We start from the raw sequence: 21,738 nt of genomic DNA, 5'->3' as shown, positions 1-21,738 counted from the left end.
TTTTTCGTATTACATTGCCAATTGATGCAAACTGTGAGGTAATAAAGGAAAACATTCATGTTGGAGGGAATCTTGTGTCAAGTTATCGCTTGCTGCTTGTTGAAGATGATCGCTCAATTAGTGAAATGGTCGGTCCTTATTTGGAAAAAGAGGGTTATGACGTCTCGTATGCATATGACGGATTGGAGGCGGAACGTCAATTCAGCCAATCATCGTCAGGCTATGACCTGGTCATTCTCGATCTGATGCTGCCGCACAAAAATGGGATGGAAGTGCTCCAGACCATCCGTGCCACCAGTCTGGTGCCTGTGCTTATCCTGTCTGCAAAGGACGGAGAGGTGGATAAAGCCCTCGGACTTGGGTTCGGCGCGGATGATTACTTGAGCAAACCATTCTCGTTGATCGAGCTGACCGCTCGCATCAAGGCGGCTATTCGTCGTGCCAACTATACCGCACAGCCTGCAACTGCAGCCGCTCCGAAGGCACAGCGCATACACATTGGCGGACTTGTGGTCGATACGGAAACGTATGAGGTCGAGCGTGAAGGCATACCTGTAAAACTTACTTCCAAGGAATTTGGCATTCTAAAAATGTTTGTCACCCACCCTGGCAAAGTATTTACCAAGGCTCAAATCTACGCTTCTGTCTGGAACGATCATTATTACGGCGACGAAAATATCATTAATGTTCATATGCGCCGTCTGCGCGAGAAGCTGGAAGTTGACCCATCCAACCCCCGGTATATCAAGACATTGTGGGGTATCGGTTATAAGCTGGAGGTGGACCCGGCGTGACGTTGATCTTGGCTTTTACTACCGGGATATTGGCTCTAGTCGTCATTCTGTTGAGCGTAAGGCTGCATAAACGCAGTACCCATCTAACCTACATACACGAGAAATTGACCGCTATTATAGATAAAGGTACATTTGAGCGTCTGCTCGTCTTTAACAGTGACCCCCAAATCAGCCAGCTCCTTAAGGACATGAATCAGTTACTGGATCATGCACATCGGGCTGAGGCGGGTTATGCCAATCAGGAGAAGGAGATGCGTAACATGCTCTCCAATATCTCACATGATCTGAAGACGCCCCTCACGGTTGTGCTGGGTTATAGTGAAACGCTGCTGCACAGCACTTCCTTAACCGATCAGGAACGCGTGATTATGACCAGCAAAATCCAGGATAAAGCGCAGGAAGTGCTGCGTCTGATTCATTCCTTTTTTGATCTGGCGAAGCTGGAGTCGGGGGATACGGAGCTTGCACTGACAAGAGTCAATATAAGCGAATTGTGTCGCTTGAAGATGATCTCTTTTTATGACATGTTAACGAGTCTGGGTGTGCAAGTGGAACTGTCCATTCCGGAGAGTGATGTCTTCGTGAAAGGCAATGAGGAGGCACTGGACCGTGTGTTGGATAATCTGATTACAAATGCCATGAAATATGGAGCCGATGGCAAGGTGCTTGGCCTTTCACTGGAGTATTCAATAGGGCAACAGGTGACAGTTAACATCTGGGACCAGGGCAAGGGCATTCCTGAACAGGAGCACAGTCGTGTATTTGAACGCATGTATACGCTGGAGGATTCCCGTAATCGTCTCTATCAAGGCAGTGGTCTGGGACTGACCATTACGAAGCGGCTGGTGGAACGGATGGGTGGAAGTATTGAGTTGCATAGTGTACCTTATGTACGAACTGTATTTTCGGTTTCTTTAAAACCTTGTTAGATGCGTTGTATAGCTTGCCCGGTAAGCTTAAGGTTTTTGTAAGATTTGATTAATAAAAAAGAAGACTTTTCTCTTTACAATACAGATATAAGAACCCGTCAGGGACGAACGTAAAGGAGAATAAGAACATGACATATATTGCGCGGACCATAGGTGTGACCAAGACGTATGCAGGGGCAGAGGTTGTATCAAACGTCAATATGAGTATCAAGCAAGGGGAGATTTACGGTTTTCTCGGTCCGAATGGAGCGGGGAAAACGACGATGATGAAGATGCTGACCAACCTGGTGAAGCCCACTGTAGGCGAGATTGAGTTGTTCGGAGAAAAGCTCACCCCGACATCCTATGAATTGCTGAAACGAATGGGCAGCATCATTGAATATCCCTTTTTCTACGATAATCTGTCCGCCAAGGAAAATCTGGATCTCCATTGTGAATACATGGGGTTTCATAACAAAAAGGTCATTAACGACATGATGGAAAATGTAGGTCTCAAGGACACAGGCAAGAAGCCTGTCCGTGACTTCTCTCTGGGGATGAAGCAGCGACTTGGCATCGCTCGTGCGCTTATCACAACACCGGAACTGCTCATTCTGGATGAACCAATCAATGGGCTCGATCCCGTAGGAATCAAGGAGATGCGCGATTTGTTCAAACGTCTCAGTTCCCAATATCGTATTACCTTGCTGATCTCCAGCCATATCCTTGGCGAAATCGAACAGGTTGCAGACACCGTTGGGGTCATTCGCAATGGGCGTCTGGTTGAAGAAGTATCGATGGACAGCATTCGAGGGAGCCACAGCGAGTACATTGAGCTGCAAACGTTGGACCCGCGTAAAGCAACGTATGTAATGGAGCATCAGCTTGGGTTAAAAAATTATAAAATGATCGATGACCATACCGTGCGCATCTATGATCCGGGTATTGCTCCATCGGAATTGACAGGCAAGCTGATCGGGCATGGCGTTGAGATTGAATCCATTTTCAAACGGGCACATTCATTGGAAGAACACTTCATGAACTTAATGAAAGGGGATGGGGACGTTGCTTAAACTGATCCAGCTGGAACTGCGCAAACATCGGTTTGCCCGAAGTTTCAGAACAGCAGGTATCGCCAATCTCGTCCTTATCCTGTTTCTCATCATGATTGGATTCACTGATCAGGGGGCTGAAGATTACTCTTTTGCCGATTACCAAGTCTCCTTCATGTTAATAGATACGTTTGCCAGAGCTGTTTTTATCATCTTTGGCGGTGCGTTGATAGCGAAACTGATTATCAGCGAGTATCGAAATAAAACGATGAACGTCATGTTTACCTACCCGATCAAACGCCATAAAATCATTGCTGCCAAGCTGATTATCATCTTTGTTTTTACCTTTGTGATGATTTTGTTTACCGATCTGCTGATGGGAGCATTGCTGGTTATCACAAACCAATTCTACTCCTTCATTCCCGATACGTTGACGATGAGTGATGCACGGGTACTGCTGCTGAAGTACACCATTAGTTCCTTGTCCGCTGCGGGCATGGCTCTGATCCCTCTATTCTTCGGGATGCGCAAACATTCGGTCACGACCACACTGGTATCATCCACTCTGCTTGTTCTTGTAGTATGTTCAGGATTCAACGGGCCTACGTTCTCCATCAACACGCTTGTTGTGATTCCACTGACGTTGGGGGCGATTGGACTGTGGATTGCTTCGCTGTCCATGATTCGTCTGGAGACAAAAGATGTGAACTGATTCCTCTGAAAACCATACTCCGTATGGCTTCACATGCCATTGACATCCGCTCTTACAAGGGATAGGATAATGTCAACTGAAGGATGAAGGAGAATGCAACTACCATGACGATTCCAAAAACATTAACAATCGCTGGTTCGGATACGAGCGGCGGTGCTGGGATTCAAGCAGATTTGAAAACTTTTCAGGAGCTTGGTGTATATGGCATGACTGTGCTGACTACTGTTGTGGCGATGGAGCCTGATACGTGGGATCACCAGGTCTTTCCTGTGGAATTAAATGTAGTCGAGGCTCAATTGCGCACCGTTCTGGATGGTATCGGTTTTGATGCAATGAAGACGGGCATGCTGGGTTCTGTAGACATCATTGAATTGGTTGCGAAGCACATCCGCCGGGCCGGACTGCCACAGATCGTTATCGATCCGGTCATGGTCTGCAAAGGTACGGACGAAGTGCTGCAGCCTGAGAATACAGAAGCAATGATCGAATTCCTGTTGCCGGGTGCTGATCTGGTTACCCCGAATCTGTTTGAAGCATCGCAGCTCGCGAAAAGTGGACTGATCCGCTCCAAGGAGCAGATGGAAGCTGCAGCAGCTGTCATTCACGATCATGGGGCGAAACATGTCCTGATCAAGGACAGAGGCGTTATTAACCCGGGCAAAGCGATGGATCTTCTCTATGACGGAACGAACTACGAATGGTTTGAAGCCGATGTTGTTGGCTCCGGATATACACACGGTGCAGGCTGCACCACATCTGCGGCAATTACCGCAGGTTTGGCGCGCGGTCTTACCGTGAAAGAGGCTGTTCGTGAAGGTAAAGCCTTCGTGACCAAAGCGATTGCTGGCGGATTCCCGCTGAACCGCTTTGTTGGCCCAACGTTGCATGTAGCACACCGACTGGAGAATCAACGCTAAGCGGTGCGCACGTGTAGTGTGTAATCGCGGAGAAAAAGCATGGTTTTAGCCAAAGTAGCTGTCAATGAGCAGGGGTTTGCTCGTTGACGGCTTCTTTTTTTGTGCGAAAACGTATAGAATTTAGTAACTTTTGGTATATATTAATCGTATATAAGATGGAGTTCATTCCAGAACATGGCTGGACACACGGACGACACACGGAATCGTTATGTTAACAACAGAATGCTAAAAGGAGAGTCGGCCATGGTCAGAACAGTGCTTCTGGTGGAAGACGAAAGCCGCATTCGTGAGATTGTGGCCGATTATTTCATAAAAGAACAATGGAACGTTATTGAAGCAGAACATGGGGTGGAGGCGCTGGAATTGCTGGAACGGCATGAAGTGGATCTGGTCATTCTGGATGTGCTGATGCCAGAAATGGATGGATGGACCCTCTGTGGGCATATTCGTTCCCAGTCGACCGTACCTATTATAATGCTGACTGCCCGATCGGAAGATGATGACAAGATTCATGGCTTCCAGCTCGGCGTGGATGATTATGTTACGAAGCCATTCAGTCCTCGTGTGCTGGTGGCACGTGCAGAGACATTAATGAAGCGGGTAGAGGGTGCCGTTAGCAAGGAGCAGAGTGTGATCCGGTTTGGATGTGCCACACTTGATCCCTGGGCGCGGCGGCTTGAGAAGGATGGGATCGAAGTGGAGCTTGCTCCAAAAGAATATGACCTGTTGCTGTATTTAACTCGCAATCAGGGAATTGTACTGTCCCGTGATGCCATACTTAATCGGGTATGGGGATATGATTTTGAGGGCGATTCGCGTGTGGTTGATACCCATATCAAAAAGCTTCGCAGTAAGCTTGGGGATGAAGCCAAGTGTATCCGAACCGTTATCGGTACGGGTTATCGATTCGAGGCCGAGGCATGAGACGTAACGGTGTAACGATGAAACTGTTTCTGGTCATGGCCGGGTTTTTGCTTCTTCTATATGGAACAACGGTGATTGCCCAACTGGTCTGGTTCCCGGACTTTTACCAGCATCAGAAGATCAGCAGCATTAAGAAAAAATTGACGAAATTCGAACAACAATATTCCACTGGACATTGGAGCGATGTGCAGCTGGCTAAGGAAACCGGAAAGTTCATGCGCCAGAATCAGTCGCATCTGGTCATTTTGACGAATACAGGCAAGCTGGTCAATGACCCATTCCACATCGTGCTTCTGCAAGAGGATGGCAAGCAGGTAAATATATCTCTGTCGTTGTTTATCAACAGCGAGAACGCAGGATGGCTTGCTTCACACTTGAAGTATGGTCAGCAACTGACCGTTACAGGTTCGGCAAGTGGCATGAATGATCCTATGGTTTATCCGCTCAAGATAAAGGATCAGAGTTCTGTGGTCAGCGGAACGGAGGATTTTCAGGAGTTAACGGAGCCGGTAGAAGAATGGTCAGGAACATTGAAGGAAGTTGTTCTTCCCAACCTGGGAACATGGAGCCAGAGACAGGGTCTGCTCGTGCAGGCGCTGGATAGCCGCTTCCCGCTGTCTACGGAAGACCAGATCAGTCTCGCCAACGGAAAAATGATTAATGAGGAATGGACCGACAGCTGGAGTGGAGTACGAAATGTGCTTACGATTGCTCCGGTGCACAGCTCCGGACCTCAGCAGCAGCTCATTTTTTCCCTGACGTCTTTGCAGGAGATGAGGGAGGCGAGTGAAGCTACACAACTATTTTATGCGTATTTTGGTATTGCTGCATTTGTACTGATTGTGTTCCTTTCACTGCTCCTGTCCCGAATCGTCACCAAGCCATTGCTTGCCCTGAACCATGTTGCCAAAAAGATGTCCACCCTTGATTTCACAGTGAAATCTCCAATCCGCCGTAATGACGAGATTGGCAGTCTGTCCAATAGTCTCAATGCGCTGTCGACGACATTGGGTCAGACATTGGAAGAACTAAGGCAGGCGAACAGCCAGATGCGTACCGATATGGAGATGAAGCAGCGGATTGAACAGCGTCAACGGGAATTTTTTGCCGATGCATCCCATGAGCTCAAAACGCCAATCAGCATCATCAAAGGGTACTCCGAAGGGTTGAAAGATGGGGTCAGTGAGAGCAAACGTGAGCGTTACATCGAAATCATTGCCGATGAAGCGGTCAAGATGGAAACGATGGTCGAAGAGATGCTGGATCTGGTACGGCTGGAATCCCAAGCGATTAAGCTGAACACCGATGCAGTGGCTCTTGGAGATATGATTGAAGATATTGCCGGACGTCTGGGTCCACAATTGAAGGAAAAGGAACTGGAGGTCGTATTGGTCTCCACCACCGAGCAGACCGTTGAGGGAGACCGCAGCAAGCTGGAGCAGGTCATCTATAATATGATGATGAATGCTATACGCCATGCCGTTCCTAAGACCGATATTATGATTGGGATCAGCAGGCCGGAAGGGCAGGTTCGAATCTCCATCGAGAATCAGGGCGAGCAGATTTCGGAAGCGGAGCGCCAGTACATCTGGGAAAGATTCTACCGTGTGGAACGCTCGCGTAATCGCAAAATGGGGGGGACCGGGCTCGGCCTGGCCATCGCGAAGCAGATTCTCGATTTGCATGGATGCAGTTATGGCGTGGAGAACACGCCGGACGGAGTCCGTTTTTATATTATTTTTCCTAATGCTTAGTACGAAGGGGAGTCAAGTCTATGAAATCTTTACCGTCCATTCTAACGTTGGGCAACTTAACTTCAGGTATGCTGGCTGTCATTATGGCTATTCATGGCGAGTTTGCCCTGGCAGTGACGATGATCTGGGTAGCCATGTTCTTTGATCTGTTTGACGGGTTTGCAGCCCGCAAGCTGCATTGTGAGGGTGAATTCGGCAAAGCGCTGGATTCACTGGCTGATGTTGTTTCGTTCGGGACCGCACCCGTGCTGATCCTTTATTTGAACTCCATGAACGAAGTAAATGCACTGGGTATGGCGCTGACGGCATTATTCCCGGTTTGTGGAGCATTGCGTCTCGCACGTTATAATTGCCAGAAGACAACAAGCCATGGTTTTGTGGGTATGCCGATTACGTTTGCAGGCGGTCTTATGTCCTTTTTCGCGCTCTGGAGTCCTTATTTTACTCATGGTGTAGCCTATCTTGTCATTATCGTATTATCCGGTCTAATGGTTAGCCAAATCCGATTCCCGTCTCTAAAACAAGTGCTAGCCCCCCATGAGAAGGATATTGTGGAACCGAAATAAGGAGCGAGTCAGTATGGAATTTGCAAGAGAATTTATTGGTCAATATGGTTATTTCGCAATTTACGGACTGCTGGCTCTTGGCGTGATTGGCATGCCTATTCCGGATGAGGTGATGATGACCTTTGTCGGTTATCTCGCCTCCATCTCGGTGCTGAATTATTCGGTGTCCATCATTGTCAGTTTTGGTGGAGCATTTACTGGAGGACTTCTGAGTTACACGATTGGCAAGAAGGCAGGTCGGCCACTGGTTGAGAAGTATGGTAAATGGGTCGGAGTCAACGCCAAACGGCTGGTCAGGGTGGAGTCCTGGTTTTTGAAATATGGGTACTGGTCCATCATACTGGGCTACTTCATTCCAGGCATTCGTCATCTGATGTGTTGTTTCTCCGGGATCAGCCGCATGGCCATAGGGCGATATGTGCTTGTCTCCAGCATTGGGGCGTTTATATGGTGTGTTGTCTTTATATCGATCGGTTTTTACGTAGGTGTGTTAACTTAAAATGGGACAGCCTGTTATGAACAGGCGAGGATAAAGACCTCTTGTTAATGGAGTGGTCTTTTTTTGTTTGTGTATTAATTAATTCCCTTGAAAAATGAAAAGCCCACCGCAATATGCACGGTGAGCTGATAATAAATTTTGGTTTTACCCGCTTAGATGGGAGTCCTCAATGCCTTTTTCAACCTGGGGTTCTCCTTTTTTGCGTGCAAAGGTGATTTTGAGTAAAGGTGGCGTAACCAGGGTTGTAACAATAACCATGATGACCACACTGGTGAAATACTCAGCGTCTAGCAATCCGGAAGCAAGTCCGGTGGAGGCGATAATAAGAGCAACCTCCCCCCGGGAAATCATACCTGCACCGATGGCGAGGGAGGATGAGCGATCAAATCCGGTCAGACGCGCACCTGCTCCGCCGCCCAGAAGCTTGGTTACAATGGCGATGAGACTGATGACGATAATGAACCAGATTTGTGAACCTACGCCGTCAAAAGTCACGTTCAAACCGATACTTACAAAGAATACCGGGACAAAAATCGCGTAAGCAATCGGTTCAAGTTTGGTTTCGACCTCATGTTTGAAGTTCGTTTGAGAGATGGCGATACCCGCTGCAAAGGCCCCAATAATGCCTGCAACACCCATCCATTCCGCAAAGTACGAAAAGCTAAAACAAATGATTAATCCGGCTGTAATCACGGTTTCCGTGACCTTCAGCGGTGCCATCCACTTCATAATCCGTGGAACAAGGAACCAGCTGGCAGCGATAATAACAACAAAGAATAACAGCTTCTTACCAATGAGCAGAGAGATTGAAGTATCGTTTGCACCTGTGCCGAGCAAACTCATCATGATAGCGAGGATGACCACAACGAGTACATCATCGACCACAGCTGCTCCAAGAATCGTTGTACCCTCACGAGAGCTGAGCTGATTCATGTCCTTCAAAGTCTGAACCGAGATGCTGACCGAAGTGGCACAGAACAACAGTCCAAAGAACAAAGCGTGTGTCTGCGACATGCCAAAAGCAGCGGCAGCTCCATAACCTCCGATGAATGGTAAGATGATCCCCCCCACCGCAACAGCAAAGGCTGCCTTCCAATTTTTCTTCAATTGCTCCAAATCCGTTTCGAGTCCAGCAATGAACATGAGCAGTAATACCCCAATTTCGGCCATATAATGGATGAAGTCATTCGGTTGGACCCAGCCGAGCAGTGCAGGTCCGAGAATAACGCCGACGATCAATTTGCCCAATACCGATGGCTGACCGAGTCTTACCGACAAATCTCCAGCCAACTTGGTGAAAATAAGAATGAGTGCAAGTACCAAAACAAATTCCATAGTTGTTCTCCTTTCCAGTAATAGCGTTTATAGGGTAACCAGCCCAAGGGAAGATCATTCCAGCCTTAAAAACAGAAAAAAAGGCATAAAACGGCGTATGTCAGTGTGCCGCTTTATACCTTAAAAAAAGACAAGGAGGGCCCTTGGTGACAGGCTCCTCCAGTTCAACGCGTATGTGATTAATTGCATTAATTATACCATGAATACAGGATGGGGTAAACCAGTGATGGTGGGCTTTTAATGAAAATGGCCTCAAGGGGGCACTTTAAGGGTACCTGACGATGCTTTTTGTTCAGAGTGTTGTCACTTAACAGTCGAGAAATGGCAAGATATAATGAGATAGAACATAGAAGTTAGGATATAAGGAGGATTTTTCATTGGGCAAACAGGACAAAGGGGACCCGAACATTCAATCCAATCAGATTGCCCCGACCAGTAATAAAAATTTTGCAGGCATCATTATTACCATCTCCATTCTCGCCAATGTCATTATTTTATTGTTGTTCTTTGCACCGTCTATTGGATACAAAGGCGATGTAGCCTTTGACATTACAGTGTTGCCGCGGTTTAACGCCGTGTTCAACAGCTTCACCTTCATCTTCCTGCTTGCGGCCTTGATTGCCATTATCAAGCGGAATGTGAAATTGCACAAACGTTTCATCCTTGCTGCATTTTCAACGACCCTTTTATTTCTCGTTACGTATCTGTCGTTTCACTATCTGTCTCCGGAAACGTCGAAATACGGCGGAGAAGGCATCATTCGTTCCATCTATTTCTTCATTCTGATTACACACAGCATACTGGCAGCCATTATTGTGCCGCTTGCTCTGTTCACTCTGGTATGGGGCTGGACGAATCAATTGAAGAAACACCGTAAAATTGCTCGCTGGACGATGCCGATCTGGCTCTACGTAAGTTCAACGGGTGTAGTTGTATATCTGATGATGGCGCCTTACTATTAATAATTTCACATATCATGAGCATTTCCGGCTCGCCTTGCGGGTAATGGTTTCATGGAAGGAGGATTCACGCTTATGTACAGAGTAGTTTTGATTCGCCATGGACAGAGTATGTGGAACGTGGAGAACCGTTTTACCGGTTGGACGGATGTGGATCTGACGACCGATGGATACGGAGAAGCGCGTAAAGCGGGAAAGATCCTGAAGGAACAGGGTTTTGATTTTGACTACGCTTATGCCTCGGTGCTCAAACGCTCCATTCGAACACTGGATATTGCACTTGATGAAATGGACCGGATGTGGATTCCGATCACAAAGACGTGGAAGCTGAACGAACGTCACTATGGGGCACTGCAAGGACTGAATAAACAGCAGACTGCGCTGAAGTATGGTGAGGAGCAGGTGAAGGAATGGAGGCGCTCCATTAGCGTATCTCCCCCGGCACTGGACGAAACAGATGATCGTTATGTTCAGGATCAGGACAAGTATCAACGGCTGGGCTGCACCATCCCGCGTACCGAGAATTTGATGGATACATCAAAGCGGGTGCTGGAGTATTGGAATGCAGAGATCAAACCGGTTGTGTCAGCGGGCAAAAGGGTACTCATCTCCGCGCACGGCAATACGCTCCGTTCACTCGTCATGCATCTGGACCAAATGTCCGAAGCAGACGTCATGGCGCTTAATATCCCGACAGGCATTCCGCTAGTCTATGAACTGGATGAAGATCTGCATCCCATCGGGCATTTCTACCTGACTGCGGATGGCTCCACGTACAAACATGAGGAAATGACTCATGTCGCACCACCGTCGGATTGATCGGACAATTTTCTGACCGTGCACGATTCACTGTAGTAACAATGGGTTCAACTTATACAGCATGTTAGAAGATGGCTCCTGAATGTTCAGGCGGCCATCTTTTTAATTTATAATAGCCATTCTGTAATTTTAGAGATCACATCTGACGTTTCGTTTTTCTCCTACAGGGTAATCTCAAGCAAGACACGATGTACATTAATCCTGAAGGAGGAACAACACATGTCTAAAAAAAGTGAAATTATTGTAACAGCCATCGGAGCAGGCGTGACTTACTTGATGAGGAACAAACAAGCAAGGGATAAGCTGTTCAGTACGGTGTCAGGACTTATGAAAAATTCAAGTTCATCTTCAAAACCGTCTTATGGAAGCAAAAAAGGTTCACGTGTGATTTAAAATAGATCTTGGTATAGGAGTCAATTAGCATGAGAAGCCCGGAGCTGGTATGGTCCCGGGTTTTTGTGTGCGTTCATATGTCATATGCGATTTTTACCAGCAAGAATGATACAATGGAAACTTGCAGAACGTATGGAAGGGGATGTACAACATATGAAGAAAAATCGTCTGGGTTCATCCGAACTCATGGTTGGTGAAATTGGGCTAGGCTGTATGTCGCTTGGAACCGAAATGAGACCTGCCGTAGTCCTGATTCATGAAGCATTGGATCGTGGTGTTAATCTTCTGGATACCGCTGACCTGTACGATGCAGGTTTAAACGAGGAAATCGTCGGCCAGGCCATCCAGGGACGCCGGGATCAGGTCATTGTGGCAACCAAGGTTGGCAATCGTCGCATACCTGGGAAAGAAGGCTGGTCATGGGACCCATCCAAAGCCTATATTAAACAGGCTGTGCGAGACAGTCTGAAAAGGCTTCAGACGGATTATATTGATCTGTATCAGCTGCATGGCGGTACAATGGATGATCCAATCGAAGAGACAATCGAAGCTTTTGAGGAATTGAAGCAGGAAGGTCTTATCCGATATTACGGCATATCCTCCATCCGGCCTAACGTGATTCGTGAATATGTGCAGAGAGCTTCCATTGTCAGCGTGATGAATCAATACAGCGTTGCAGATCGCCGGGCCGAAGAGGAAGTATTGCCTTTATTGGAGCAAAAGGGGATTAGTGTTATCGCTCGTGGACCTGTGGCAAGCGGGGTTCTAGCCGATTCTGGTGCTGCTAAGGCAGATAAGGGGTATCTGGATTATACACCTGAAGAATTGCATATCATACGCGATGGCCTGAGCCGTTTCGTTACAGACAATCGCAGCATGGCTCAAACGGCCATTCGTTATGCGCTGGCGCATCCGGCTGTTGCCGCTGTCGTGCCAGGTGCCAGCTCGAGAGAGCAGTTGTTGCATAATATTGCAGCATCGGAATCCGAACCACTTACAGCTGCGGAGATTAACGAAATACGGGAGCTCAGCCCTGCTAATCTGTACAAGCAGCACCGTTAAACGTGGGCAGCCTATTTTCAATTGTAACTATACGAGGTACAATGAAGGTCAACCATAAAGAATCAAATAAGGGAGAGAAGACATATGGAAAGAATTCAAAGTGAGCAACAATATCGCGATACAATTAATTCTGACGGACTGACCGTTATTAAATTTGATACAACCTGGTGTCCGGATTGCAAAAACCTGGATCGCTTTATCGGGGACGTTATCGACCAGCATGCGGATAAAACCTTCTATGCCCTGGATGCAGAAGAGTTCCTGCCGTTTGCTGAAGAGAACGGTGTACGCGGCATTCCAAGCCTGCTCGTATTCCAGAACGGCAAGAAAATTGCGCATCTGCACAGCAAATGGGCAAAAACGCCTGCTCAAATCTCAGAGTATCTGGAGACTTTGGAGTCCAAGGTATAATGTAAGAAAGTCGTTTATATGGCAGTAGTCATACGAAACACCTCCTATCGCTGATAGGAGGTGTTTTTGGTATTGAGGGGCGAAGAGGGAGGATACTATTTACAAGTGAATCAAAATTGTTGAGAGGTTGTTAGAACGTAAGCGGAATAGAAATCATCTTATCAAAAAAATCAGGTTTTTAAAGAAAAGAAACAAAATTCAAGCAAGAAAGTGGTCCTGATTCGGTTTAGTACATAAAAATGGCGACCCGTTCTGAAAAGAACAGGTCGCCATTGGTTTTTTTGTTACATGACTCGAAGATAGGGTTACATCATTAAAATGATAAAGAATACGGCTGCCAGCACGAAGCGATAGACTGCAAAGACGGTCAGACTCAGTTTTTTCAAAATGGACAGGAACGTCTTAATGGCAAGCATGGCTACAATAAATGCGGCAATGAATCCAATCGCGAAGATCGGGAAATCGCTGCTATTCAGGTGATCGATACTTTTGTACAGATCATATCCTGTGGCTCCAATCATAATCGGCACAGAGACCAGGAATGTAAATTCCGCTGCAGCAACCCGGCTTACCCCTGCGAACAGTCCACCAGAGATCGTTGAACCGGAACGGGAGAAGCCTGGCCATAATGCGAGAATCTGAAAAAGACCCACTACAAATGCCTGTTTATACGTAATATCGTCTACATCATGGGTTGTAATGCGCTCGCTTCGGTGGCTCCAACGTTCAGCGACAATCATCAGAATACCACCAATAACAAGACTGTACAGCACCGTTTGTGCTCCAAACAGATGCGCCTTGATCCAGTCCCGGAATACAAGTCCAATGACCACGGCTGGAACCATCGCCAAAAAGATATGAATGAGGTTCAGACGGGAGGTGTAACTCCTTTTGCCTCCGGTGAAGCGGAACATATCAATGAATTTGTTCCAGTACAGCACAACGACAGCAAGTACAGCTCCGAGTTGCACAACCACCTCAAACGTTTTGACTGACTCGTTGTCCTCCGATAATCCCAGCAAGTGGGCAGTCAGAATCATGTGTCCGGTCGAGGACACGGGCAAAAACTCAGTCAAACCTTCGATGATGCCCATAATAATCGATGATATAAAGTCCAATTCTCTTCCTCCTTGAAATGCAGATGACAGCTTATAGGCTGTCCTGCGTGACAATGCCCGCTCATTTGAACAAGGCTATCATCTATTATGATCACAAATGCGCCCAACTTCAACTTATGCTTGTAATGAATTGTTTAAAACCATATTGACAAAAACCTAGTTATCCCATAGGATATACATTAACTGACTGACTGATCAATCGGGAGGATAGGCAAATGTCTAAAAACAATCATTTGGAACCCGGAGAAGAACGCCGGGACCAAATTATACGCATAGCGATGGAGCGTTTTGCGACCCAGGGCTACCATCAGACGAAAATTTCCGATATCGTCCGGGAAGCTGGCGTCGCGCAAGGCACTTTTTACTGGCACTTCAAAAGTAAGGAAGCCATTGCGTCGGAGATTGTGTTAACCGGCAGGGAGAAGCTGCTTGAAGCGATCGGGCAAGGCTACCGCAAGGATGCCGGATCGGTTGAGGATATGGTGAGAGCTTCGGAACGGCTGTTTACCGACTTATTCTCTTTTGCAGCCGACAATCGTTATTTTATGGAGTTGTTGCTTAAAGGCATCGTGTCGGAGGATTCGGTACGTCGTCTGGTCGAGGAGACACGGGGGGCGGTGGAACAGGCGTTTCGCCACAACATGCAACGGGCCATTGAGCTGGGCATGCTGCCCGATTCCATGGATGTACCGCTCCGTGCTGCGCTGCTGGTTAGCATGATTGAAGGCATCATTACGCGCTGGCTGTTTGGCTCAGAGGAGTTGCACAGCGAGTTCTCATCAATGACAGCAACAAAGCTCGCAGCGGAGGCGGCAAGCTTTGAGTTTTACGGACTGCTTGGCACATAAAGGTGTGCTGGCCCCGGAGCTTTATTTTCAATAACTGGATTAAATATTCACATGATTAAGCCAGCAGCAGGGAATAATGGGTACAACTGCGGTTTAGGAAGACAGGAAACAGAAGTTTCAACAAGACATGACTACATGGATGAGAGGAAGTTAATGACATGAATAAAACATATGGAATGAAATCCCGCAAAGGCTGGACTTTAACAGCCCTGCTGTTAATGACCGTGCTGGTACTGAGCGCTTGTGGCAGTAAAGCCACGGATAATGGAAGCAGCAATGGCGCACAAGCGAACAATGAACTGGAGCAGATTAAATCGGCTGGTACTATGAAAGTTGGCATGATGGGAACCTATCCTCCATACAACTTCCTGAATGACAAGAAAGAAATGGACGGTTTCGATGCTGATATCGCTCGTGAGGTTGCCAAGCGCCTGGGTGTAGAAGTTGAGTTTGTATCCCAAGAGTTCTCGGGACTGACGCCAAGTCTGCAATCCAAAAAGCTGGATGCCATTATCAGCCAGATGACGATTACCGATGACCGCAAAAAAGTATTGGATTTCAGTGATCCCTATATTACGAACGACGTGAAAATCATCGTGAAAAAAGATAACAATGACATTACCAAGCTGGAAGATTTCAAAGGAAAAACAATCGGTGTAGGTCTCGGTACCAATGATGAAACGTACCTACGTAACGAAGTGCTGCCGAAAGTCGGCAATTTCACCATCAAGACCTATGACGATGTCATCACATCATTGAAAGATCTGGACGCTGGACGGATCGATGCAACAATCAACAACCTGTACGCACTGAAACCGATTGTAGATGCCAACGGCTTCAACATCAAAGCAGTAGGTGAGCCAATCAAGAGTGACCAAGCGGGCATTGCTGTGCGCAAAGACAATCCGGAACTCGTAGCAGCACTGAATGATGCTCTCAAAGGCATGAAAGATGATGGTACCTACAATACCATCTTCAAAAAATGGTTTGGTGAAGAGCCTGCGCAATAATGAACCGGCAGGGCGAAGGGAAGTTTGATCCATGGAATTGGTATTTGAGAATATCCCCTTCTTTCTGAAGGGGGCGTATTACACGCTGTATGTAACTGTAATTTCAATGTTTTTTGCTTTTATCATCGGGGTGCTCGTCGCTATCGCGCGTCTGAAGGGGCCGATGTGGCTCAGAATGATCGCCCGTTTCTACGTATCCATCATGCGGGGAACCCCGCTGCTGGTGCAATTATTCGTTATTTATTATGGGCTGGTCGATTATGGCGTAACCTTGGGCTCGCTCACGGCAGCCTGTCTCGGGCTTAGTCTTAATGCAGGTGCATTTCTGTCCGAAACGTTCCGCGGAGCGATTCAGGCTGTGCCGAAAGGGCAGACGGAGGCCGCATATGCTACAGGTATGACACCGGCTCAGACCATGAGAAGGATTATATTCCCCCAAGCGGTGCGTATTGCGATCCCTCCGATGGGCAACACGTTTATCGGGATGCTGAAAGAAACATCACTTGTGGCAGCCCTCGGGGTGACCGAATTGCTTCGCTCGGCACAGCTACTGGTCGCGCAATATTACGTTAATATGCCGTTTTATCTGGCGATTGGCGTGATCTACTGGATCATGAGTATCGGATTCTCGGCCATTCTGGAACAAGTGGAGCGCCGGCTGGCCCGGGCTTACTGATAGGAGGGGAGAACCGGTGATTACAACAACAGGACTAACCAAACGTTTTGGGAAAAATGAAGTTCTCACAAATATAGACCTGCATGTCGATGCGAAAGATATTGTTGTTCTGCTGGGACCGAGTGGATCAGGCAAAAGTACGTTGCTGCGCTGTCTGAACGGTCTAGAAGAGCTCTCTGGCGGCAAGATTGAAGTGAATGGTGTTGTAGTAGACAGTGCCGACTCGCAGCGAATCCAGCGGGCAAGGGTACTGGAAATCCGTCGGCAGACCGGCATGGTATTCCAGCAGTTCAATCTGTATCCGCACAAGACGGTGCTCGGCAATGTGATGGAAGGTCTCGTGACAGTGAAAAAAATTAAGCGGGACGAAGCGGCCGAACGCGGCCGGATTTTGCTGGATCGGGTCGGTCTTTCTGACAAGCAGGATGCATATCCATCCCGTTTATCTGGTGGACAGCAGCAGCGCGTAGCGATTGCCCGTGCACTTGCCATGGAGCCTGAAGTGATGCTGTTTGACGAGCCTACCTCAGCCCTTGATCCCGAACTGGTGGGAGAAGTGCTCTCCGTTATGAAGGAGCTGGCACAGGAAGGCATGACGATGCTGGTCGTTACGCATGAGTTGAAGTTTGCCCGGAATGTGGCTAACAAAATCGTATTTATGGCGGATGGATCGATTGTGGAAGAAGCAAGTCCACAGGCCTTTTTTGAGCATCCGACCAAGGAGCGGACTCGCAGATTTTTGCAGCAAATTACTGAATTCTAAGAAAGAAGGATAAACATCATGAATGTAACAACTGTATGGAAAGGCAAACGCGCGTTTACTTCCGAAGGACCTTCTGGCTACGCGGTTGGCATGGATGCCACAGCTGCCTATGGTGGTGACAGCAAGGGTGCTACACCCATGGAATTGTTACTGGCAGGTCTCGGAGGTTGTATGGGGATCGATATCACGATGATTCTGGACGCTTTCCTGGACAAAATTACTGGAATTGAGATTGAAGCACAAGGTACACGCAGTGAAGGTATGCCAAAAGGGTTTACAGCCATTGACCTGATCTTCAAGGTAGACGGCGATATTCCGGATTACCGGATCTGGAAAGCCATCCAAATGGCTGAAGAGAAGTATTGTGCAGTTTCCGCTTCGCTTAGCGCTGATATTCATCCCAAACTGATTCTGAATGGGGTAGACACACCGCGTCCATAACGGCACATGGGTAAATTATATACTGAAGGGGCACTTCCAATTATGGGAGTGCCTTTTTTTGAAGCCCTCTTGCAGGGCTTTTGCTGTTATGTGGTATGATGAATTGGAAGGGCAGGCGTAATATGTACTGACCTTTATATGTAAGCGCTTATAAGCGACGGAAGGTGCAGATATGTTTAGAAGGCTCATACGAACATCCAATAATCTTAAATTAAAGCATAAATTGCTCATATCCTATGTACTTGTCGTCATGATCCCGGTACTGATTATAGGACTTGCTGTAACCGGATATTTTCGCAAGCAGGCACTGGACAATGCCATAGGACAGACGATCAACAACGTGGAAAAGGTCAAGAGTCAGACCGCCACACTGCTGCGTGTACCCACGGATATTTCCAACATTTTGATGTTCAACAATGATTTGAAGGAAATTGTGAACAAAAGGTACGAAAGCGTTGTGGAGTTGACGTCGGCTTACCTCGCATACACCGATTTTCAGGAATACAAGCGTCTATACCGTGAGGTTGCGGGCATTCGGTTTTATTCAACCAATCCGACGCTGATCAACAATCTGGAATTTATCCCGGTGGATGAGCATACCGAAGAGAGTTACTGGTACCAGAAGGCGTTGGAAACGACGAGCATCGGCTGGTTCTACATTCCTGACAAGGGAGATAATCCGGTGCACAAGCTTAGTCTGGTGCGCAAAGTGCCTTTTGCCGAATATCGGTCCGAGGGTGTGCTGATGATTGTAATCAATCAGGATGAGCTGAATGGATTGTTACGTCAGGAACCTTTCGAGACGTTGATTACGGACGAACAGGGTTATGTGGTTGCTGCCAAAAATACCGAACTTGTGGGCAAGACGCTGGATGAGCTTGATTTTGGCGTAGATCTGCAAAATCAGGCTAAAGGTACAATTGAAGCAGATTTTCAGGGCGAGCCATCCAACATTGTGATTGATGAGATCAATCCTGGATCGAGCATGAATAGCCTGAAAATCATTTCGGTTTTTGCCACCAAAAATATTGTCAAAGATGCGAATACCATTAGTATGATCGGTATGCTCTTTATTACGCTAGTGCTGGTCATTGCATTGTTGCTTGTATATATCATTTCATTTCTCACGTCGAACCGATTGTTACGCCTTAGTAAACATCTGAACAAGCTCGCGCTGGGTGACCTGAATGTCACTTCCCGCATTGACGGAAATGATGAGATCGGGCAACTGTCGAGACAGTTCAATTACATGGTGAAGAGCATTAATGAACTGATGACTCAGGTGGTAGAGGCAACGGAACAGAACAATCAATTGGAAATCGCGCAGAAAGAGATTAAACTGAAAATGATGGCCAGCCAGATCAATCCTCATTTTTTGTTTAATGCATTGGAGTCGATCCGCATGAAAGCCCATATCAAAGGGGAGGCGGAGATTGCCAATATCGTCAGGCTGCTGGGCAAACTGATGCGCAAGAGCCTTGAGATTGGCAGCGGCAAAACGACTTTCAGAGCCGAACTGGAGATGGTACGTTCTTATCTGGAAATTCAGAAATTCCGTTACGGCGACCGTCTTGCTTTCCAGATCCATATCGATCCGGAGGCGGAGAAGATGTACATCCCTCCTTTGATCATTCAACCTCTGGTTGAGAATGCGATTGTGCATGGTTTGGAAAACAAAGAGGGCACGGTCCGTGTGAATATAAATATTCGTTTGGTGGAGGATGTTGTCCAGGTGCGTGTCGATGACGATGGGGCAGGCATTACGCCGGAGCGTCTGGCTGAAGTGATGCAGTTCATCTGTGGACCGGAAGAACAGGAGAAGAGCCGGATTGGCATGCGTAACGTACATCAACGTTTAACGTTGACCTACGGCGAGCCATACGGATTACAGATTAAGAGTGTGTATGGGGAAGGAACAGAGGTTTCTTTCACCTTGCCAGCAGGAGGAGACCAGCATGTATAAAGTGATATTGGTAGATGATGAACCGAGCATACGTGAAGGACTGACAACGATCATTGATTGGGAAAAATACGGCTTTCAGGTGATTGGTACAGCTGCGAGCGGGCGTGAGGCCATTACCCGCTTCGAAGAGCTGGAACCAGACCTGACGATCATCGATATTCGCATGCCCGGCATGACCGGATTGGATGTCATTGAAGAAGTGCGGCAGCACCATCCAGGGTCGCATTTTCTGATCCTGAGTGGGTATGCCGATTTCGATTATGCCAAGAAAGCCATCAGTTTTGGCGTGGATGGGTATCTGCTCAAGCCAGTGGATGAAGAGGAGATTATCAGTGAGCTGGAGCGGATCTCAGCAATGCTGACACGGGAGCGGATGACCTTGGCCCGCCATGCTGGTGAGGATACAGCCTACCGGGAGCACCAGATTGAAGCATTGCTTTTTGATAGCCTGGAAGGTACGGAAACGATGGGAGCGAATGCTCTAGGATTGAATTGGTCGCAGTATCAGGTTGTGCTGCTGGAGATGCATGTAGAACCTGATTTACAGCGTGGTAGTGTGGTGAAACGCAGACTGGCAGAAGCTTTTGACCAGAAAGATCGGGGGATTGTGTTTTCGTTCCATTCCGGACTGGGACTGTTATGCAAAGAGCCTATTTTGACTGTACAATCTGCGCAGAGTTTATATGATGAGTTGCAAGGGCTGCTGGGAGAATGGAATATTCACATGTACGCCGCAGCAGGGCAACCTGTAAACTCCACAGCAGACATCGCACATTCCTACAATCAGGCCAACGGTGTATTGGGCAGACGTTTCCTGTTCGCTGAACAACGCGTTATGTTATGGAACGAAGGCGAGAAGAGCGAAAGTGTTTCTGGGCCAGTTGCTGCGATGGGGGAAGAAAGTGGTGAGCCGGATGAAGCAGAGCTTGCGGACAAGCTGTATTATGCACTCGATATTCGGAGCAGCGAGTCCGTGATGCGTGTGCTGACCGAGATGGAGGAACGCCTAATTCCCCACCACCAGACAGAACAGGCGATAAAGACGGCGTTCTCCCAAGTGTTTTCATTGGCTATTAACAAACTTGCGGCAACCAATCAGCATATGCAATCCATTATGCAGGAGCATTCCGTTCTCATCACGGAGGTTTACCATCAATTAACGTTGCTGGATCTCAAAGGGATGGCCGCTGAACACCTAAACCGGCTTATTCAGCGCATGGGTGGAGGCAGCAAGGATACGGTACTGAAACAGATGATTGAATTTATCCGTCGTAATCCGGGCGAAAATCTCAAGTTGGAGGTACTCGCTGAGGTATTCAACTACAATAGCAGTTATCTGGGCAAGCTATTCAAAAACCATACCGGGGAATATTTCAATGCATTTCTCGATAAGGTTCGAATGGAGAAGGCGAAGGAACTACTTGATGAAGGGTTGAAGGTTCACCAGGTTGCCGCGAGGGTGGGGTATGCCAACGTGGATTACTTCCACGGCAAATTCAAGAAGTATGTAGGGGAATCACCTTCCGCTTACAAACATGCCAGATCACAGTCCAAGGATTTTTCAGGAGAGCCGGATCGGGAGTAGTCCATGCTTGAGAGGTGATCACTTCTATTGTATGGCGTTTCTCCTGATAAGGTAAAAAACGTTTTCGGAATTATAGTCTATTATAGTCAATTGAAAGGACCTTTGAGGTCCTTTTTCTTTTTAATTTTACATAAAGTAAACGATTTCTATAAAACGTTTTCGACAATTACCATTTTCAAATTAAATTCCCTTTTAATTTCATTAATTAATAATAGACAGCGTCATTATC

General features: G+C 47.4%; 23 protein-coding genes. 21 read left to right on the top strand and 2 right to left on the bottom strand.

What is annotated here, in order from left to right:
* Nucleotides 1–74: 74 nt before the first annotated feature.
* The 9 genes from ACFVQB_RS29715 to ACFVQB_RS29675 all read left to right on the top strand — a co-directional run bounded on the left by ACFVQB_RS29715 (nt 75) and on the right by ACFVQB_RS29675 (nt 8,126).
* A complete protein-coding gene (locus tag ACFVQB_RS29715) occupies nt 75–794 on the top strand; it encodes a response regulator transcription factor (protein ID WP_379447930.1) in 720 nt (239 codons plus the stop codon).
* Between the two features lie 5 nt (nt 795–799).
* Nucleotides 800–1,723 (top strand): sensor histidine kinase, encoded by a 924-nt coding sequence (locus ACFVQB_RS29710; RefSeq protein ID WP_379448155.1) that lies wholly within the window; start codon nt 800–802, stop codon nt 1,721–1,723.
* A gap of 128 nt (nt 1,724–1,851) precedes the next feature.
* On the top strand, nt 1,852–2,775 hold the full coding sequence (locus tag ACFVQB_RS29705) for an ABC transporter ATP-binding protein (RefSeq protein WP_379447928.1): 924 nt from the start codon (nt 1,852–1,854) through the stop codon (nt 2,773–2,775).
* Nucleotides 2,768–3,466 carry an ABC transporter permease gene (locus ACFVQB_RS29700; protein ID WP_379447926.1) on the top strand — a complete coding sequence of 233 codons (699 nt, stop codon included), beginning with the start codon at nt 2,768–2,770 and terminating at the stop codon, nt 3,464–3,466. The genes ACFVQB_RS29705 and ACFVQB_RS29700 overlap by 8 nt, the downstream gene beginning before the upstream one ends.
* 104 nt (nt 3,467–3,570) lie before the next feature.
* Nucleotides 3,571–4,383 (top strand): bifunctional hydroxymethylpyrimidine kinase/phosphomethylpyrimidine kinase, encoded by an 813-nt coding sequence (gene thiD / locus ACFVQB_RS29695; protein ID WP_379447923.1) that lies wholly within the window; start codon nt 3,571–3,573, stop codon nt 4,381–4,383.
* A 243-nt stretch (nt 4,384–4,626) separates the two neighbouring features.
* Nucleotides 4,627–5,307 (top strand): response regulator transcription factor, encoded by a 681-nt coding sequence (locus ACFVQB_RS29690; RefSeq protein ID WP_379447920.1) that lies wholly within the window; start codon nt 4,627–4,629, stop codon nt 5,305–5,307.
* Nucleotides 5,256–7,061 (top strand): sensor histidine kinase, encoded by a 1,806-nt coding sequence (locus ACFVQB_RS29685; protein WP_379447917.1) that lies wholly within the window; start codon nt 5,256–5,258, stop codon nt 7,059–7,061. Before ACFVQB_RS29690 ends, ACFVQB_RS29685 begins: the two co-directional genes overlap by 52 nt.
* Before the next feature lie 20 nt (nt 7,062–7,081).
* A complete protein-coding gene (pssA, locus tag ACFVQB_RS29680; protein WP_379447915.1) occupies nt 7,082–7,627 on the top strand; it encodes a CDP-diacylglycerol--serine O-phosphatidyltransferase in 546 nt (181 codons plus the stop codon).
* 13 nt (nt 7,628–7,640) lie between these two features.
* The gene (locus ACFVQB_RS29675) at nt 7,641–8,126 is read left to right on the top strand and encodes a DedA family protein (RefSeq protein WP_379447913.1); all 486 of its coding nucleotides are present in this window, start codon (nt 7,641–7,643) and stop codon (nt 8,124–8,126) included.
* 144 nt (nt 8,127–8,270) lie between these two features.
* Here ACFVQB_RS29675 and ACFVQB_RS29670 read toward each other — a convergent pair whose 3' ends face one another.
* The gene (locus tag ACFVQB_RS29670; protein ID WP_379447911.1) at nt 8,271–9,461 is read right to left on the bottom strand and encodes a cation:proton antiporter; all 1,191 of its coding nucleotides are present in this window, start codon (nt 9,459–9,461) and stop codon (nt 8,271–8,273) included.
* Nucleotides 9,462–9,838: 377 nt separating this feature from the next.
* On the opposite strand from ACFVQB_RS29670, the gene ACFVQB_RS29665 reads away from it, so the two are divergent.
* The 5 genes from ACFVQB_RS29665 (at nt 9,839) to ACFVQB_RS29645 (ending at nt 13,105) form a co-directional block, all read left to right on the top strand.
* Entirely contained in the window at nt 9,839–10,423 is a 585-nt protein-coding gene (locus ACFVQB_RS29665; RefSeq protein ID WP_379447909.1) for a DUF420 domain-containing protein, read from the top strand.
* A gap of 72 nt (nt 10,424–10,495) precedes the next feature.
* Complete coding sequence (gpmA, locus tag ACFVQB_RS29660; RefSeq protein ID WP_379447907.1) at nt 10,496–11,239, top strand: 2,3-diphosphoglycerate-dependent phosphoglycerate mutase; 744 nt, start codon at nt 10,496–10,498, stop codon at nt 11,237–11,239.
* Nucleotides 11,240–11,458: 219 nt separating this feature from the next.
* A complete protein-coding gene (locus tag ACFVQB_RS29655; protein ID WP_379447905.1) occupies nt 11,459–11,632 on the top strand; it encodes a hypothetical protein in 174 nt (57 codons plus the stop codon).
* Between the two features lie 153 nt (nt 11,633–11,785).
* The gene (locus ACFVQB_RS29650) at nt 11,786–12,694 is read left to right on the top strand and encodes an aldo/keto reductase (RefSeq protein WP_379447903.1); all 909 of its coding nucleotides are present in this window, start codon (nt 11,786–11,788) and stop codon (nt 12,692–12,694) included.
* Between the two features lie 84 nt (nt 12,695–12,778).
* The gene (locus ACFVQB_RS29645; RefSeq protein WP_379447901.1) at nt 12,779–13,105 is read left to right on the top strand and encodes a thioredoxin family protein; all 327 of its coding nucleotides are present in this window, start codon (nt 12,779–12,781) and stop codon (nt 13,103–13,105) included.
* 305 nt (nt 13,106–13,410) lie between these two features.
* Here ACFVQB_RS29645 and ACFVQB_RS29640 read toward each other — a convergent pair whose 3' ends face one another.
* Entirely contained in the window at nt 13,411–14,199 is a 789-nt protein-coding gene (locus ACFVQB_RS29640; protein WP_379448152.1) for an undecaprenyl-diphosphate phosphatase, read from the bottom strand.
* A gap of 239 nt (nt 14,200–14,438) precedes the next feature.
* On the opposite strand from ACFVQB_RS29640, the gene ACFVQB_RS29635 reads away from it, so the two are divergent.
* The 7 genes from ACFVQB_RS29635 to ACFVQB_RS29605 all read left to right on the top strand — a co-directional run bounded on the left by ACFVQB_RS29635 (nt 14,439) and on the right by ACFVQB_RS29605 (nt 21,509).
* Nucleotides 14,439–15,071, top strand: coding sequence for a TetR/AcrR family transcriptional regulator (locus ACFVQB_RS29635; protein WP_379447899.1), 633 nt, complete (start codon nt 14,439–14,441; stop codon nt 15,069–15,071).
* 176 nt (nt 15,072–15,247) lie between these two features.
* A complete protein-coding gene (locus ACFVQB_RS29630; protein WP_379448150.1) occupies nt 15,248–16,081 on the top strand; it encodes a substrate-binding periplasmic protein in 834 nt (277 codons plus the stop codon).
* A 31-nt stretch (nt 16,082–16,112) separates the two neighbouring features.
* Nucleotides 16,113–16,757 (top strand): amino acid ABC transporter permease, encoded by a 645-nt coding sequence (locus tag ACFVQB_RS29625; protein ID WP_379447898.1) that lies wholly within the window; start codon nt 16,113–16,115, stop codon nt 16,755–16,757.
* A gap of 16 nt (nt 16,758–16,773) precedes the next feature.
* On the top strand, nt 16,774–17,520 hold the full coding sequence (locus ACFVQB_RS29620; RefSeq protein WP_379447896.1) for an amino acid ABC transporter ATP-binding protein: 747 nt from the start codon (nt 16,774–16,776) through the stop codon (nt 17,518–17,520).
* Between the two features lie 18 nt (nt 17,521–17,538).
* Nucleotides 17,539–17,961 carry an OsmC family protein gene (locus tag ACFVQB_RS29615; RefSeq protein WP_053780142.1) on the top strand — a complete coding sequence of 141 codons (423 nt, stop codon included), beginning with the start codon at nt 17,539–17,541 and terminating at the stop codon, nt 17,959–17,961.
* Nucleotides 17,962–18,133: 172 nt separating this feature from the next.
* Nucleotides 18,134–19,924 carry a sensor histidine kinase gene (locus tag ACFVQB_RS29610; RefSeq protein ID WP_379447894.1) on the top strand — a complete coding sequence of 597 codons (1,791 nt, stop codon included), beginning with the start codon at nt 18,134–18,136 and terminating at the stop codon, nt 19,922–19,924.
* A complete protein-coding gene (locus tag ACFVQB_RS29605; RefSeq protein ID WP_379447891.1) occupies nt 19,917–21,509 on the top strand; it encodes a response regulator transcription factor in 1,593 nt (530 codons plus the stop codon). Before ACFVQB_RS29610 ends, ACFVQB_RS29605 begins: the two co-directional genes overlap by 8 nt.
* Nucleotides 21,510–21,738: the final 229 nt, after the last annotated feature.

Source organism: Paenibacillus sp. NPDC057886, from assembly GCF_042796655.1.
In the GTDB taxonomy this organism is placed as follows: Bacteria; Bacillota; Bacilli; order Paenibacillales; family Paenibacillaceae; genus Paenibacillus.
This window is presented reverse-complemented; position numbering and strand designations above follow the sequence as displayed.